This window comes from Microlunatus phosphovorus NM-1, assembly GCF_000270245.1.
Lineage (GTDB): Bacteria > Actinomycetota > Actinomycetes > Propionibacteriales > Propionibacteriaceae > Microlunatus > Microlunatus phosphovorus.
Genome location: NC_015635.1, coordinates 895,745 through 912,159 on the forward strand (window position 1 = coordinate 895,745; position 16,415 = coordinate 912,159).

Consider the following 16,415-nt stretch of genomic DNA (forward strand, 5'->3'; position numbering starts at 1 on the left):
AGGAGTGTAGTGCTGGCTTCCGGGACGCGGGAGGTCTCCTGGGAGGCGACGGTCCGCGAACAACTCGACGAGATCGAGTCCGCTCTGCTTGCCATCGCGGAGGCGGACTCGCCCATGGTGACCGAGGCTGCGCAGCATGTCATCGCAGCCGGCGGCAAGCGGTTCCGGCCGCTGCTCGTGGTGCTGGCCTCCCAGCTCGATCCGGTGACCGCGGTTGCGCCGATCGACGATGTCGTCCGGGCCGCGCTGGTGGTCGAGCTGACGCACGTCGCCAGCCTCTACCACGATGACGTGATGGACGAGGCCCGGTTGCGCCGGGGCTCGGACAGTGCTAACGCTCGCTGGGGGAACACGGTCGCGATCCTGGTCGGGGACTTCCTGTTCGCGCGGGCCTCGGAAGTCGTCGCCGAGCTCGGCACCGAGTACGTACGGCTGCAGGCCCGCACGTTCGCCCGACTGGTGCAGGGACAGATCGCCGAGACCGTCGGCCCGGGCGATGCCGATCCGCTGCAGCACTATCTCAAGGTGGTCGCCGACAAGACCGCGTCGCTGATCGCGACCTCGGCGCTGTTCGGAGCCAAGGTGGCCGGGGCCGATCCCGGGGTGCAGCGGGCACTGGCCGCGTACGGGGAGGAGATCGGCACCGTCTTCCAACTGTCGGACGACATCATCGACATCACCTCCGACGAGACCGGCAAGACGCCTGGCACCGACCTGCGTGAGGGCATCCCGACCCTGCCGACCCTGCTCTTCCGGCGGCACGCTGATCCTGGTTCGGCGACCGACTCCCGGCTGCTGGCACTCCTGGACTCCGACCTGAGTGATGATGCCGATCTCGCCGAGGCACTGTCGTTGTTGCGGGCCCATCCCTGCATCGAGCAGGCCCGCGCCGAGGTACGCCGCCGCTCCGAACGCGCCCGCTCCTATCTCGCCGACCTCCCCGCCGGCCCCGCCCGCGACGCCCTCGCCGAACTCTGCGACACGGTGGTAACCCGCTCGGCGTGAGCTAGCGCGCTTGCGACGGGATCTGCTCGGGTTTGTCGGTCTTGCTCGATCTGCAGATAGAGCAAAGCCGACAAGATCGAGCAGGAACGCGTTGTCGTCGGGGGCTCGTCGGGGGATCGGTCAGTTGAGGGTGCGGTCGCAGGACTCGATCACGGTGGGGTCGTCGCTGGCCAGCAGCACCGCGGCTCCGGTGCGGGTGAGATCGCGAAGCAGTGTCAGTACGCGGGCCCGGTTGGCTGGATCGAGGTCGGTGGTCACCTGGTCGGCGAGCAGCACACGCGGAGCGGTGGCGAGTGCGCGGGCGATCGACACCCGCTGCTGCTGACCGCCGGAGAGCTCCTCCACCAGGTGATCGGCGCTCTCGCCCAGACCGACCGCTGCCAGCGCCTCGTGGGCTGCGCCGACCGGGTCGTCACCGGAGAAGCGACCATCGACGAGCGGCAGCACCACGTTCTCGTACGCCGTCAGCAGCGAGGCGAGGGCGCCACCGTCCGGAATCAGTGCTACTCCGGCAGCCAGCGCAGCCTCGCGACCGGCGATCGCCTGGCCGTCCACGGTGACCTCGCCTGCCACCGGCGCACCGAAGCCGGCGGCGATCAAGAACACCTCCGTGGCCTCCCAGACGGTCAGGCCCACCATCTCGCCTGCTTGGACCGTCCCGGTGAGCGGTGGTCGGTCGCCGACGACCATGTGATCGAACTGAAGTCGCGGTGCGGTGGATGCTGTCATCGGCCCTCCTTGCCACTGGGTTCCGTGCCGGCCGGATCGTCACCGACGGGGGAGAGCAGCAGCCCCGGGCCGGCCCGCTCGATCCGTAGCAGCGTGCCCGGCGGATGGTCGGCCAGCACCTCGGCGGGCAAGGTCACTGAGCCGTCGGCGGTGATCACGCTGTATTCCTGGCCCCGTCGTCCCTCGGCGCCGATCCGGCCGTCGCGGATGGTGACGGTACGCGGCAACGCGGCGGCGACCGCCGGGTCATGGGTGACGAGCACGACGGTGGTGCCCCAGCGGTCGTTGAGCGTGTCGAGCGCAGCCAGCACCCTATCCCGCTCCGCGGCTGCCAGCCGACTGGTCGGCTCGTCGGCAAGGAGCAACCGCGGCCGGTGGGCGATGCCACAGGCCAGAGCCAGCAACTGCCGGCTTCCTGGCCGAAGGGTATCCGCCCGGGCGCTGTCGGGCTCGGTCAACCCGATCAGCTCCAGCACGGCTGCCGGCTCCGGCACATCGGCGCCGGTCCGCTGGGCGGCACGCTGCGCCAGGAGGATGTTCTCGGCGACTGTGAGATAGGGGAGGACGTTGCGAGAGGCACCCTGCAACACCATGCCGATGGTCGAGGTCCGGAGCCGATCCCGTTCGGCATCGGGGAGCCTGACGATGTCGGTGCCGTTGAGCAGCAACCGGCCGGCGGTCGGTCGAAGCAGCGCGGCACAGGCCAGCAGCAGTGTCGATTTGCCCGAGCCGGAGGGGCCGAGCAAACCCACCAGCTCGCCGGCGGTGACGGTCAGGCTCACACCCGAGAGCGCCGCGACATCGTGGCCATCGGCATGGAAGACGTGCACCAGATCGCGGGTGACCACCCCGACACCGGTCGGCTCACGGCCGCTCATCGCGACGTCCTCAAGACCTCGGCGGAGCGGGCTGCGAGTCGGTGGGTGCCGAGCAGCACGATGATCCCGACGACGGCCGCTGACCCTGCCAGACACCAGGCCAGGGCCTCGAGGTGCAACGCTCGATCGATGCCGATCACGGCCGGTGCGTCCGGCACCAAGGGCAGATCGGCGATGACCAGCGCGCAGCCCAGTGCGCCGGCTACCACCCCGGACGCGACGGCGTGCAGTCCCGGTACCAGATAGGCGGCATAGACGCTCCGGCGCAAGGTTCGCCGGCGGGTCCCGGCGACGGCCAGCCCGACCAGGTCGCGAGCGAGCACACCGCGGTGGCCCGCCATGACCAAGGCCATTCCCAGTGCGGCAAGCACTCCGGCGGCGCCGACGAAGCCGGGGATGACCCCAGCGGTGAGCGCAGCCGCGGTGGTGCGTTGCGCCGCGAGCGCCGCCGACAACTGGTCGCTTCCGATGATCCTGATCTGGTGGTTGAGGAGTCCCCGGGTGATCTCGGAGGTCCGAGCGGCATCGAAGAGCCAGACCTGCACCGAGGTGCGATCACCGACCGGACCGGCACCGCCCCGTAGCACGGAGTCGAGGTCCGCGACCGCGACTCCGGTGAGCTCACGGGGAACAGCGTCGTCGGCGGCGGCCACCGGGTGGACCGACAGCGGCGAGCCGTCCGGGGCAGCGATCGTCGGGTTGGTGCCGAGCCTGCCGTTGCCGGCATCCAGCACGGGGACCAGTCCGGGGAGCCAGGCATGCTGCACACCACCCGGCGTACCACCGGTCCGCACCGTCAACTGCAGTCCACCGGGCGCGGAACTCCTGGCCACCTCGGTATTGGGCGTCTGCACCGGCAACGACTGCCAGCTCTCGCCCTGGCCGAGGTTGACGGGCATCGGCCGGCCGTTCTGCACGGCGTGCAGTCCGGTCAGCGAGACCGTGCCGTCCATCGGGCCGTTCGGTTCGAGTGTGATCCGCAGCAGCCGACAGCCGTCGGCGCAGTCGACCGGTTGGCGCAGTCGCTGAGCCGGGCCCGGGGCCAACGGCATCCGACCCAGCTGGAGTCTCAGCGGTCGGCCCCGCGCGGTGAGCAGCTCGAGACCGACCGCTGCGGACGTACCGGTCCGGTTCGCCTCGGTGGCTCGCAGGTCGCAATGCGCGCCGACGGACAGCTCGACGCTGTCGCCGCGGAGCTCGATCGGTGCGATCGGCGGGGCCGAGATCGCGTCCCAGTCCGGCTGGCCGACGGTCAGCCCGGCGCCCAGTGCCCGGTGCGCGAAGATGTTCGGCTCCACGAACATCCCCCGGACCGCGGCCTCGTCGACCCGACGGGTGACCACGACGACGCTCGTGGCGGCCGAGCCGGTCGCTCGGCCGGGATCGATCGTGTCCAATGCCCGGAGCACGGTGGCGGGATCGCTCGAGACGGTGAACACCTCGGCGGCGCCGGTGCTGACCTCGGCGATATGGCGCCGCGCGGCGCTGCCGATCAGCAGCAACTGGAGGCCGAACGTCGCCACAGCGGTCGCTAGGCAGATGGTGACGATCATGATCCGCGAGCCGCGGAGCCGGAGCAGGAGAACCATGGTCAGCAGGACACTCGATGACCTCGGACGCCCCGACCAGCGGGCTCGCACGACTGCGGCAACGCCCCCGATGGCGCGATGCAGGGCCACCGCGAGTGCGATCGCGGCGAAGGCCGGGACGAGCAGCCCGATCACGCTGTCCGTGCCGACCTGCAGCGCGACGACGCCGCCGCCGATCCCGACTGTGACCGCCAACAGATCGATGAGCAGGTCGGAGCGTCCTCCACCACGCGCTGACGGTGGGACCGCCCGAAGCAGCCCGACGACCGGCTGGGCCAGCAGCTGTCGACTGGCCGGGACCATTGCCGTGAGCAGCAACAGCAGGGCGAGGCCTGGTGCGAGGATCAGCACCGGCGACACCGGCAGGGCTCGGTCGCCGGGCAACTGGCCGGACGTCACCGTCAGCAGCCCGAGCCCCAGCAGCCAGCCCAGTGCCCAGCCGAGCCCGGCTGCGGCGGCCCAGCGCCCGAGAACCTCCCGGCGCAGGAGGGCGGTCGGTTCACCTCTGAGTCGCGCCAGCCCAAGCTCGGTACGTTGTGCGGCGAGTGTCACACTCACCAGCAGACCGACGACGACCACGGCCAGCGCGGCCAGCTGGGTCAACAGCAACGCCAGGCCCGCGCGGGCGCGGGATCGTTCGCCGGCGATGTGGTCGAGACTGTCCGGGATGGACGTCGTCAAGCTGCCTTGGTGTTGAGCTGCCTGCGCGATGAGTTCCGAGGTCGCCGCGGAGAGTGTCGGCAGGTCTGCCAGCTCGAGCGCCTGCTTGTCCAGCCGGAACTCGAGGGAGTGCTGGACCTGGAAGCCGACGATCAGGTCCTGGGTGGCGTACAGCGGATTGGCGTGCGGAACACCGTTCTCGTCGAAGCCCGATCGACCGACCGGTGGCACGTCGAACCAATAGGGGTCGGCGATGTCGCGGGCTTGGTAGACCCCGGACACCGTCGCCTCCTGGGGACTCCCGCCGGTCGCGCCGATCTCCAAGACGTCGCCGGGCCGGGCCCCGTACGCGTTGCTGTCCTCGGCGGCGACGATCACCTCGGCCTCACCGGTGGGGCAGCGGCCCGTCACGATCACCACGTGGTCGCACAGGTCCTGCCGCCAGCTCAGAGTTCCTTGGACCGCCATGCTGAATCGGGCGCTGCTCCAACTCGACCGGACGGTAGCGCCGGCGATCGGATCTCCGAACAGCTCCTCGGTCTCGCTCGGCAGGATCGATCGCAGGTCAGCCTGCTGCAGGCCGGTCAGCCGCCACGCATTGCCAGGGCCATCGGCGGCGAAGGTAGCGTCAGCGATGGCCTGCTGCACCTGCCGTTGGTAGCCGGCCGCGAAGATGACCGCGCCGCTGATGAGGGCACCAACCAGGATCAGCAGGAGGGTCTGTCCGCGGTGCTGCCACAGCGCGCGGCGGGCCAGCTGCCAGACCCCGAAGCGCCGGATCACCGCCATTCAGTCACCCTAACCAGTCGACAGTTCACCGCAGGGTGCCCCCATCGAGGAATTGTTTTGGATCACTCAAAAGAGTGCTAGTCTCCGGACATGGTCACCCAGTCACCGCCGACGCCGAGCGTCGACGAGGCGATTCGTGGTGTCGGGCTGCGGGTGACCGAATCTCGGCGGGCCGTGTTCGAGGCGCTTCGGACCAACCCACATGCCAGAGCGGACGACATCCTCGACCGCGTACTGCCCACGGTGCCGGGCACCAGCCTGCAGTCGGTCTACAACGCGTTGAGCGACTTCGCCGACGCCGGGCTGGTACGCCGGATCGAGCCGGCCGGGCATCCGGGTCTGTTCGAGTTGCGGGTCAACGACAATCATCACCACCTGATCTGCTCCGAGTGCGGCACGGTGGTGGACGTGGACTGCGTCGTCGGTTCGGCACCGTGCCTGACCCCCTCCGACGACCACGGGTTCGTCATCCGTGAGGCCGAGGTCACCTTCTGGGGTCTCTGCGCCCCCTGCGCGGCGGCGACGTCCGCGACCAATCAGCAGCCATGAACTCCCCACGCAATCGGTGGAACCACTCACAGATAGGACAGCAATGACTGACAGCGACACCCCCGTCGTGACGGCCGAGGAGACCGAGTCCACGACGGTGACCGGCGAGGAGACCCCCGCCGCCGGCGCCTGCCCGGTGATCCACGGCGAGCAGCAGCCGCACCCGACCTCGGGCTCGGCGAACGAGAAGTGGTGGCCGAACAAGCTGAACCTGAAGATCCTCGCCAAGAACCCGGCGGTGTCCAATCCGCTGGACGAGGGCTTCGACTACGCGGCTGCGTTCTCCGCGCTCGACCTGGCCGCGGTCAAGGCCGACATCGTTGAGGCCCTGACCACCTCCCAGGACTGGTGGCCGGCGGACTTCGGTCACTATGGGCCGCTGATCGTCCGGATGGCCTGGCACGCGGCCGGCACCTATCGGGTGACCGACGGCCGTGGGGGTGCGGGCACCGGGCAGCAGCGGTTCGCGCCGCTCAACAGTTGGCCGGACAATGTGGGCCTGGACAAGGCGCGTCGCGTCCTGTGGCCGGTCAAGAAGAAGTACGGCAAGTCGCTGTCCTGGGGTGACCTGATGGTGCTGGCCGGCAATGCCGCGATGGAGTCCATGGGCTTCACGACCTTCGGTTTCGCCGGCGGCCGGGTGGACTCCTGGGAGCCCGATGACGACGTCTACTGGGGCCCGGAGACCACCTGGCTGGGCGACGAGCGCTACAAGGGCAACCGGGAGCTCGACCGTCCACTGGCCGCCGTGCAGATGGGCCTGATCTATGTCAACCCGGAAGGCCCCAATGGCGAGCCGGATCCGCTGAAGGCGGCCCACGACATTCGCGAGACGTTCAAGCGGATGGCGATGAACGACGAGGAGACCGTCGCGCTGATCGCTGGTGGGCACACCTTCGGCAAGACCCACGGCGCTGCCTCGGACAGCAACGTGGGCCCGGATCCGGAGGCTGCGCCGCTGGAGCAGCAGGGCCTCGGCTGGGCGAACGCGTACGGGTCCGGCAAGGGCGATGATCAGATCACCAGCGGTCTGGAGGTCACCTGGACCTACCACCCGACCCGCTGGGACAACGAGTTCTTCCACATCCTGTTCTCCTACGAGTGGGAGCTGTTCAAGTCGCCGGCCGGTGCGTGGCAGTGGCGGCCGAAGAACGGCGCCGGCTCCGACCTGGTGCCGTTGGCGCACGATCCGTCGACCCGTCGCGAGCCGCGGATGCTCACCACGGATCTGTCGCTGCGCTTCGACCCGATCTACGGGCCGATCTCCCAGCGGTTCAACGAGCACCCGGACGAGTTCGCCGATGCGTACGCGCGGGCCTGGTTCAAGCTCACCCACCGTGACATGGGGCCGAAGTCGCGCTATCTCGGTGCCGAGGTGCCGGCCGAGGATCTGCTCTGGCAGGACCCGCTGCCGGCGGTCGACCACGAGCTGATCGACGAGGCCGATGTGGCCGCGCTGAAGGAGCAGATCCTGGCGTCCGGCCTGTCGGTGTCTCAGCTGGTCGCCACCACCTGGGCGGCGGCATCCTCGTTCCGCGGTAGCGACAAGCGGGGTGGCGTCAACGGCGCCCGGATCCGGTTGGCACCGCAGAAGGACTGGGAGGTCAACAATCCGGTCGGCCTCGCCTCGGTGCTGGAGACCCTCGAGGGCATCCAGACCCGGTTCAATGATGCGCAAGCCGGAAATGAGGGGGCCGGGGACAAGAAGGTGTCGCTGGCCGACGTGATCGTGCTGGCCGGCAACGCGGGTGTCGAGGCTGCGGCCAAGGCCGCCGGTGTGGAGATCGTCGTACCGTTCCACCCGGGTCGAAGCGACGCGGGCGCCGAGCAGACCGACGTCGAGTCGTTCGGCTACCTGGAGCCGATCGCCGACGGATTCCGCAACTACTACGGCAAATACGCCGAGCTGCCCGCGGAGTACCTGCTGGTCGACAAGGCAAACCTGCTCACCTTGAGCGCGCCTGAGCTGACCGTGCTGGTCGGCGGTCTGCGGGTCTTGGACACCAACTGGGACGGCTCGAAGCTCGGTGTGCTCACCGATCGGCCGGGGGTGCTGAGCAACGACTTCTTCGTCAATCTGCTCGAGTTGGGCAACACCTGGAAGCCGCTGGATCCGGGTTCGCACGCCTTCCAGGCGACCAACTCCGCCGGTGAGGCGACCTGGATCGGCTCCCGTGCCGACCTGGTGTTCTCCTCCAACTCCGAGCTGCGGGCCCTCGCCGAGGTGTACGCCAGCGACGACGCGGACGAGAAGTTCGTCCGCGACTTCGTCAAGGCGTGGACCAAGGTGACCGAGCTGGACCGGTTCGACCTGCACAGGTGAGTTGAGGGGGCGCTGAAGTTTAGCCCCTTCCCGGATCTGCTCGGGTTTGTCGGTTCTGCACTATCAGCAGATCGAGCAATGCCGACAAACCCGAGCAGATCTGTCGGTACGCCAGCGGCCGCGCTGGCTGGCGCTGCGCGCCAATTCTGGCGCTGCTCGCCAGCGCTCTAGGCCACTCGTTCGTCACGATCGGGCCAGGACGAAGAGCGTGTCCTGGCCCGATCGCTCCTGCACTCCCGGCCGCGCTGGCTTGCGCTGCGCCGGGTTACATGCACGCCTGGTTTAGCCTGACCCCTATGACCCTCGCCGAGTTCCGCCGTGAACCGCTGCTCTTCGGACCGTCGCCTATCCATCCGATGCCGCGGCTGTCGGAGGCGCTCGGTGGCAAGGTGGAGATCTGGGCGAAGCGGGAGGACTGCAACTCCGGCATCGCGTTCGGCGGCAACAAGGTGCGCAAGCTGGAGTATCTGGCTGCCGACGCCATCGACACCGGCTGCGACACGCTGGTCTCGATCGGCGGCATCCAGTCCAATCACACGCGGGCGGTCACCGGCGTCGCCTGCCATCTCGGGCTCAAGGCGGTCACCGTCCAGGAGGGCTGGGTCGACTACAACGACCTGGCGTACGACAAGGTCGGCAACATCCAGCTGACTCGGATCATGGGCGGCGACATCCGGATCGATCCGGCCGGCTTCGACATCGGGATGCGCGACTCGTGGAAGCGGGCGCTGGACTCGGTGGTCGCAGCCGGCGGCAAGCCCTATCCGATTCCGGCCGGCGCCTCGGACCATCCGCTCGGCGGACTCGGCTTCGCCAACTGGGCGGTCGAGGTGGAGTCCCAGGAAGCGGAGCGAGAGATCTTCTTCGACCACGTGGTGGTCTGCACGGTCACCGGCTCGACCCATGCCGGGATGATCGCCGGCTTCTCGCTCTCGGATCGTCCTGGTCGGCGTGTGCTCGGGATCGACGCCTCCGGGACGCTGGCGCAGACCCGCGACCAGGTCTGGCGGATCGCAAGTCACACGGCGGAGAAGGTCGGGCTCGACCGGCCGCTCCGCGACGACGAGCTGACTCTGGTCGACGGCTACGTGGGGCCCGCCTACGGCCTGCCGGATGCCCAGACCGTTGCTGCTATCCAGCTCGCCGCCCGCACCGAGGGGATGCTCACCGACCCGGTGTACGAGGGCAAGTCGATGGCCGGGCTGATCGGGATGATCCGCTCCGGTGAGATCCCCGCTGGTTCACGAGTGCTGTACGCGCACCTGGGCGGTCAGCCGGCGCTGTCGGCGTACGCCGGCTATCCAGGGCTGGGTTCGCCCGAACGGGAGCTGTCGCACTAGGAGTGACAAACGCGGGCCTCAGCGGCTCACGCGGCCGCGACACGCCGCGCTGAGCACATTGAGCCGCGGGTACGTCACCAGATGGCGACCCGCTCCTTTGGATCCAGCCACAGGGCGTCACTCTCGGTCACGTCGAACGCGGTGTAGAAGTCGTCCACATTGCGCACGATCTGGTTGCACCGGAACTCGTTGGGGGAGTGTGGATCGGTGGCCAGCCGCTGCTTGACCAGCTCCGGCCGCGACTTGGACTGCCAGATCGCGCCCCAGGACAAGAACAGCCGCTGCTCGTCGGTGTAGCCGTCTATCGGTTCCACGGTCCCCTCGCCACGCGCGATCCGGTACGCCTTCAGCGCGATCGACAGACCGCCCAGGTCGCCGATGTTCTCCCCGATGGTGAGCTTGCCGTTGACCTGGGAGCCCGGCGCCTCCGCGGGGGAGAGCGCGTCGTACTGACCGATCAGCGCGCCCGTCCGCTGCTCGAACGCCTCCCGGTCAGCCGCGGTCCACCAGTCGCGCAAGGCGCCGTCGCCGTCGCAGGTCGAGCCCTGGTCGTCGAATCCATGCCCGATCTCGTGCCCGATCACTGCCCCGATACCGCCATAGTTCACTGCATCGTCGGCGTACTCGTTGAAGAACGGCGGCTGCAGGATCGCGGCGGGGAAGACGATCTCGTTCTTCAGCGGGTGGTAGTAGGCGTTGACCGTCTGCGGCGTCATCAGCCACTCCTCGCGGTCGACGGGCTGGCCGATCTTGGTCAGCGACCGGTCCAGCTCGAAGGACGAGGCTCGCTGCACATTGCCCAGCAGATCGTCGGCGGAGATCTCCAGCGCCGAATAGTCGCGCCACTTGCTCGGATAGCCGATGTGCGGGCGGAACTTCGCCAGCTTGGCCAGCGCCTCGGCCTTGGTCTCGTCGGTCATCCAGCCCAGGTCAGTGATCGAGGCGCGATACGCCGTGATCAGGTTGGCGACCAGTTCGTCCATCCGCTGCTTGGCGACCGGCGAGAAGTGCTGGGCCACATAGATCCGCCCGACCGCCTCACCGAGCGCCCCCTCGACCAGGGAGACGCCGCGCTTCCAGCGCTCCTTGAGCACCGGGGTGCCCTGCAGGGTCGTGCCGTAGAAGGCGAAGTTCTCCTCGACGAAAGCGCTGGACAGATAGGGCGCGTACGAGCCGATCACCCGCCATGTCAGCCAAAGCCGCCAAGCTCCCAGCCGATCCTCGGTCAGCAGGTCCGCCACCTTGGTGAAGAACGAGGGCTGCTCGACCACCAGCTCGGCCATCTGCCGCTCATCGATGTCGGCCGCCGCCATGAACGCACGCCAGTGCAGCGCGGGACTGCCGGACGCGAAGTCGGCCAACGACATCAGGTTGTACATCAGCCGGATGTCGCGGGTCTTGACCTTGTCCCAGTGACAGGCGGCGATCGCGGTCTCCAGATCGAGGATCTGCTGAGCTTTGGCCGCGGCGTCATCGAGGCCGGCCAGCGCCAGCATCCGCTCGATGTGCCCGAGGTAGGCCGTCTTGACCTCCCCGTACGCGTCCTCGCGGTAGTACGCCTCATCGGGCAGCCCGAGACCGCTCTGGCCGATGAACATCACGTACCGGTTGGGATTCCCCGGGTCGGATTCGGTGCCTACGCCAACCAACCCGTGCACGCCCAGCCGGGCGTACGAGCCCATCAGAGTGATCAGGTCGGGGACATCGGCTACCGCTTCGATCTGCTCGAGGTAACCGCTCAGCGGCGTCGCGCCGGCGCCCTCGATGGTGTCAGTGTCCATGAAGCTGGCGTAGAGGTCGGCGATCTTGGCCTCGTCGCTGTCCTCGACGACGGCTGAGCGGTCCATGCCGGTGATGATGGCGCGGACGGCCTCCTCGGCGGCGTCGCGAAGCAGCATGAACGAGCCGGTCAGGGGCTTGTCCGCAGGAATGGGGGTGCTGGCGATCCAACCGCCGTTGACGTGTCGGTAGAGGTCGTCTTGGACCCGTACGTCATGGTCGAAGGCGGTGAAGTCGAGGGCCGGGCTGGGTTGCGTCACGCTCAGTGATGCTACCCAGCCCGGGACGCTCCAATGCCTCCGACCGATCCCTGCGCCTTCTTGGGGGATCTCAGTACTTCCAGACGACCTTGATCTTGTCCGCGGTCAGCTTCGCCGAGGGCTTCGGCGAGGTCCACGGGGTGATCCGGCAGCGGCCCTGCTTGCAGTCGCCCTCGGCCTTCATGTTGAGGAAGACCGAGGTGCTGGCGATCGCCGGGTTGTTGTAGTCCAGCCGGATCTTCAGGTTGTCCAGCGAGTCCTTGTCCCAGGACCACTTGAACGTGCCCTCCTTGGGGGTGGTTCCGGTGACTTTGGTCACGTGGTTGGGGCAGCCCGGGTTCTTCAGCTTCTTCGACTTCATGCAGGCCTTGATGCTGGCCTCCAACGCCTTGGTGAAGGCCTTCTCGCCGGTCGAGGTCACGGTGGGCTCGAGCTTGGTCAGGCCACGCGGATACTCCGACGGGCTGTCGATGGCGACCACGTTGTTCTTGCCGTAGCTGATGTTCTTGGTGCTGGTGGTGAACTCGTACGAGCCGGGGAAGAGCGCGATGCTGTCGGACTCCACTGTGACCCCGTTGATGATCATCGGCAGCGTCTTGTTGAGGCGGGAGCTCAGATCGAGATCGTAGGCGGCCTCGCGCAGCTTCCAGGAGTCACCGTCCTTCTGGACCGAGAAGGAGGTGTTGACCTTCTTGCCGCCGCGCGTGTACGACGCGTCGATGGTGTAGGCGTACTCGTCGTCGACCACCGGCACGGTGATGTCAGCGATCGGTGCCAGCTTGTTGGACGCCGCCAGCACCTCGTTGGTGAGGAAGGTGGTGTCCGCGGGCTGGGTCGCGGCGTAGGAGAGCGCAGTCTGCGCATCGCCGCCGGCGAGCGCCTGCAGATAGTTCTGGACCGCATCCGAGGGCTTGTCCGCCTGGACGGGGACGGGGGCCTGGCTCGACCCGGTGGTGCCGGTGGTCGTCGGTTTGTCGTTGCCGCGGAGGACGGCGAAGCCGATCAGCCCCCCGATCAGCACCAGGGCGAGCACACCCGCACCGATGATGATGGGCAGTTTGGAGTTCTTCTTCGGCGGCGGGCCCGGGGCATACATGCCGTAGGGCTGCTGGGGCCCACCCGGTCCCTGCGGTCCCTGCGGGCCGGGGACTCCCTGGCCGTACGGAGGTGGGGAGGCTTGACCATAGGGCGGCGGCGAGGCCTGACCGTACGGAGGTGGGGATGCTTGACCGTATGGCGGCGGCGAGGCTTGACCGTAGGCCGGTGGGTAGCCCCCACTGGGATCCGGGGTCTGCTGGCCGTACCCCGGTCCGGGGTAGCTCGGGCCGCCGTACTGAGGCCCCGGAGGGCTGGGCTGACCCTGCTGGCCCTGGCCCTGAGGCTGGTCGGGCCGCGGCTGGCCGGGCTGGTTCTGGTATGGATCGTTCCCGCTCACTGCAAAGAGGCTACGCAGTCATCGGGCCAATCGGGGCCTCTTGAGACGGGTTCGGCGATGTGAGATGTGACAAGGGCGCCGACTACGGCGAGTCGACGCCCCTGTGGGTGGCGGCTGTCGGATGGTCGCGATCCGGAGATCGCCGACCGACGAGGTCAGCTGGTGACTGCCTTCGCTGCCTTGCGCACCTGGAAGCCGAGCACGACCAGGGCTATGCCGAAGACGATCGCCCAGATGCCCAGCAGCCAGATCAGTGCAACCAGGCCGATGCCGAGGTTGAACAGCACCAGAATGCCGAAGATCACGCCGAGCGCACCCGAGATGACACCCCAGACCCAGGCGCCGGGGGCCTCTTTGCGGATGCCGACGTTGGCGATGATCTGGAGCAGGCCGATGGCGATCGACCAGATGGCGATCAAGATCACCATGAAGCCGACCGTCTTGCCGGGCCAGACCAGGATGATGATGCCGAACAGCAGGCTGATGACACCGAGGAAGACACGGAGTCCGACGCCGGAGGTGCCACGGTGACGGATCGCATCGACGATGTCGATGATGCCGTCGATGATGGCGAACACACCGATGACGGTGGCCAGCACGATCGCGGTGGTGATCGGTGAGGTCAGTGCGACGATGCCGAAGATGATCGCAATGACGCCGCGGACGACGGCCCAGATCCAGGCACCTTTGGCGATGTCGGCATAGGTGGTCGAGACCGGGTTGGGAATGGTGGACATGACGTTCCTTTCTGACAGGTCCACATAACGCAGGGGACGCATCTATCCTTGCGCGCAAAAGGAGAAACCGGGCCTCCGGCTCGCGGAATGTGAGGCAGCAGGCATGAGCCCTGCCAGATCTCACCCGAACCGGGTGAGTCAGGTCGGCTTGCGAGCCACCGTCACCACAGAGTCTTCGGCAGTGGCATCCATGGACCTCGCAACGTGGCTGCGTCGTGCGCTGCGCAGCCCGACCACGGTGAGCACGATCAAGGCGGTCCAAACCAGGCTGAAACCGATCCAGCGGGCCGGCGACATCGTTTCGCCGAAGTAGAAGACCCCGAGCAGGAACTGTGCCGTCGGTGTCAGATACTGCAGCAGTCCGACGGTGCTCAGGGGCAGCCTGGTCGCGGCGGCGGCGAACAGCAACAGCGGGGTCAAGGTGACCAGGCCGGTGGAGACCAGCAGCAGCGACAGACCGGTGTCCTGGTGGCCGTACACCAGGGAGCCGGTGGCCTGCAGCCACACCAGGTAGCCGACGGCGATCGGGGTCAGCACCGCCGACTCGACGGTCATGGTCTCCAGCGCCCCCGAGTTGACCTGTTTCTTCAGCAGCCCGTACAGGCCGAAGCTCACCGCCAGGATCAGTGCGACCCAGGGCAGGTGCCCATAGTCCACGGCCAGCACGACGACGGCGATTGCCGCGAGCCCGATGGCCACCCACTGTCCGGCGACCATCCGCTCACGCAGCACCAGCACACCGAGCAGCACGGAGACGATCGGATTGATGTAGTAGCCGAGCGCTGCCTCGACCACGTGCCCGGAGTTGACCGCCCAGATGTAGAGACCCCAGTTGAGGGCGATCATGCTCGCGGCCAGGGCCAGCAGGCCGAGGATCCGCGGGGTGGCCACCGAGCGCCACCAGCCGCGTTTGCGGAGCACGAGCAGCAGCAGGGCAGCCAGCACCAGCGACCAGACGATGCGGTGCGCCAGGATCTCCAGCGGACTGGCCGCAGCCATCAACGGCCAGTAGAGCGGCACCAGCCCCCAGAGCCCGTACGCCGCCAGCCCGTACGCGATCCCGCGCCGGTGCCGCTGCTGGTCCACTGACAACCTTCTCTCTACTTGCTACCCGCTACCTGTCGCGAGCGGCCGTGAGGCGTAGCGAGGGCTCCGTCTGGACGGAGGAGCGCGCAGACAACGCTTTGTCGTCTACGCGCGACGAGGGGAAGACGGAGTCTTGGGAGCGCAGCCGAACAGTGAGTGACGACCAACACAACTCAGCCGACGACGGTCCAGGTGTCGCGGCCGGCGACCAGGGCCTGCAGGGCGTCGTCGTCGGAGCCCTGCGCGGAGGCCAGCTTCACCTGCTCGCGGGCCAGATCGTCGTACGCAGGTGCCTCGACGTCGCGGAAGATGCCGATCGGGGCCCGATGCAGCACCCCGGAGTCGGTCAGCCGGGAAAGCCCGAACGCGAAGCTGGGATCGGCTGCATGCGCGTCGTGCACCACCAGCTGGTCGGCGCCGACCGCGTCCACATCGACGATCTCGAACGCACCGGACACCGGATTCCGGACCACACCTTTGGCGCCGTCCACTCCGAACCGGATCGGCTCGCCGTGCTGCAGCGGGATGATCGCCTCCGCCTTCGTCTCGGCCTCCTTCACCGAGGCGAACGCGTCATCGTTGAAGATCGGGCAGTTCTGATAGATCTCCACGAACGACGTGCCACGGTGCGCCGCGGCTGCCTTCAACACCTCGGTCAGATGCTTGCGATCGGAGTCGATGGTCCGGGCCACGAACGTCGCCTCGGCACCCAGCGCCAGTGACACCGGGTTGAACGGGTTGTCCAGCGAGCCCATCGGGGTCGACTTGGTGACCTTGCCGATCTCGGAGGTGGGGGAGTACTGGCCCTTGGTCAGCCCGTAGATCCGGTTGTTGAACAGCAGGATCGTCAGGTTGACGTTGCGCCGCAGCACGTGGATCAGGTGGTTGCCGCCGATCGACAGTGCGTCACCGTCACCGGTGATCACGAACACGGCGGCGTCCTCGCGGGCGGTCGCCACCCCGGTCGCGATCGCAGGGGCACGGCCGTGGATCGAGTGCATGCCGAAGGAGTCGACGTAGTACGGGAAGCGGGACGAGCAGCCGATCCCGGAGATGATGACCGTGTTCTCCTTGCGGATGCCGAGCTCGGGCATGAAGCCCTGGAACGCGGCCAGCACGGCGTAGTCGCCGCAGCCGGGGCACCAGCGCACCTCCTGGTCGGAGGTGAAGTCCTTGCGGTTCAGCGGCTCCAAAGCGAGCGGTACGCCGGCCAAGCCGGGTCCGATCGGCGCTGTCGGAGCCGCTGCCGGCGCGCG

Annotated in this window: 12 protein-coding genes; 4 read left to right on the plus strand and 8 right to left on the minus strand. The window is 68.1% G+C overall.

What is annotated here, in order from left to right:
- The first annotated feature begins 9 nt into the window (after positions 1–9).
- Positions 10–1,005, plus strand: a complete 996-nt coding sequence (locus MLP_RS03945) for a polyprenyl synthetase family protein (protein WP_013861713.1) — start codon at positions 10–12, stop codon at positions 1,003–1,005.
- Between the two features lie 120 nt (positions 1,006–1,125).
- Here the strand turns inward: MLP_RS03945 and MLP_RS29190 are convergent, their stop codons facing one another.
- Genes MLP_RS29190 through MLP_RS03960 form a run of 3 tightly spaced genes read right to left on the minus strand, consistent with a single transcriptional unit; the run spans position 1,126 to position 5,650 of the window.
- On the minus strand, positions 1,126–1,734 hold the full coding sequence (locus MLP_RS29190; RefSeq protein WP_013861714.1) for an ATP-binding cassette domain-containing protein: 609 nt from the start codon (positions 1,732–1,734) through the stop codon (positions 1,126–1,128).
- Positions 1,731–2,612 (minus strand): ABC transporter ATP-binding protein, encoded by an 882-nt coding sequence (locus MLP_RS03955; RefSeq protein WP_013861715.1) that lies wholly within the window; start codon positions 2,610–2,612, stop codon positions 1,731–1,733. Before MLP_RS03955 ends, MLP_RS29190 begins: the two co-directional genes overlap by 4 nt.
- A complete protein-coding gene (locus MLP_RS03960) occupies positions 2,609–5,650 on the minus strand; it encodes an FtsX-like permease family protein (RefSeq protein ID WP_013861716.1) in 3,042 nt (1,013 codons plus the stop codon). The genes MLP_RS03955 and MLP_RS03960 overlap by 4 nt, the downstream gene beginning before the upstream one ends.
- A gap of 90 nt (positions 5,651–5,740) precedes the next feature.
- On the opposite strand from MLP_RS03960, the gene MLP_RS03965 reads away from it, so the two are divergent.
- From MLP_RS03965 to MLP_RS03975, 3 genes are all read left to right on the plus strand, one after another.
- A complete protein-coding gene (locus tag MLP_RS03965) occupies positions 5,741–6,199 on the plus strand; it encodes a Fur family transcriptional regulator (RefSeq protein ID WP_013861717.1) in 459 nt (152 codons plus the stop codon).
- Between the two features lie 43 nt (positions 6,200–6,242).
- Positions 6,243–8,522, plus strand: a complete 2,280-nt coding sequence (gene katG, locus MLP_RS03970; RefSeq protein WP_013861718.1) for a catalase/peroxidase HPI — start codon at positions 6,243–6,245, stop codon at positions 8,520–8,522.
- A 296-nt stretch (positions 8,523–8,818) separates the two neighbouring features.
- Positions 8,819–9,862 (plus strand): 1-aminocyclopropane-1-carboxylate deaminase, encoded by a 1,044-nt coding sequence (locus MLP_RS03975; RefSeq protein WP_013861719.1) that lies wholly within the window; start codon positions 8,819–8,821, stop codon positions 9,860–9,862.
- 74 nt (positions 9,863–9,936) lie between these two features.
- On the opposite strand, the gene MLP_RS03980 is transcribed toward MLP_RS03975, so the two are convergent.
- From MLP_RS03980 to MLP_RS04000, 5 genes are all read right to left on the minus strand, one after another.
- Positions 9,937–11,901: a M13 family metallopeptidase gene (locus tag MLP_RS03980; RefSeq protein ID WP_013861720.1), complete on the minus strand. Its 1,965-nt coding sequence runs from the start codon at positions 11,899–11,901 to the stop codon at positions 9,937–9,939.
- Between the two features lie 70 nt (positions 11,902–11,971).
- Positions 11,972–13,336 (minus strand): flagellar basal body-associated FliL family protein, encoded by a 1,365-nt coding sequence (locus tag MLP_RS26020; protein WP_156821017.1) that lies wholly within the window; start codon positions 13,334–13,336, stop codon positions 11,972–11,974.
- A 155-nt stretch (positions 13,337–13,491) separates the two neighbouring features.
- Positions 13,492–14,073 (minus strand): HdeD family acid-resistance protein, encoded by a 582-nt coding sequence (locus MLP_RS03990; protein ID WP_013861723.1) that lies wholly within the window; start codon positions 14,071–14,073, stop codon positions 13,492–13,494.
- 138 nt (positions 14,074–14,211) lie between these two features.
- Entirely contained in the window at positions 14,212–15,159 is a 948-nt protein-coding gene (rarD, locus tag MLP_RS03995; RefSeq protein ID WP_013861724.1) for an EamA family transporter RarD, read from the minus strand.
- Positions 15,160–15,332: 173 nt separating this feature from the next.
- Positions 15,333–16,385, minus strand: a complete 1,053-nt coding sequence (locus MLP_RS04000; RefSeq protein ID WP_041791156.1) for a 2-oxoacid:ferredoxin oxidoreductase subunit beta — start codon at positions 16,383–16,385, stop codon at positions 15,333–15,335.
- Positions 16,386–16,415 lie beyond the last annotated feature (30 nt).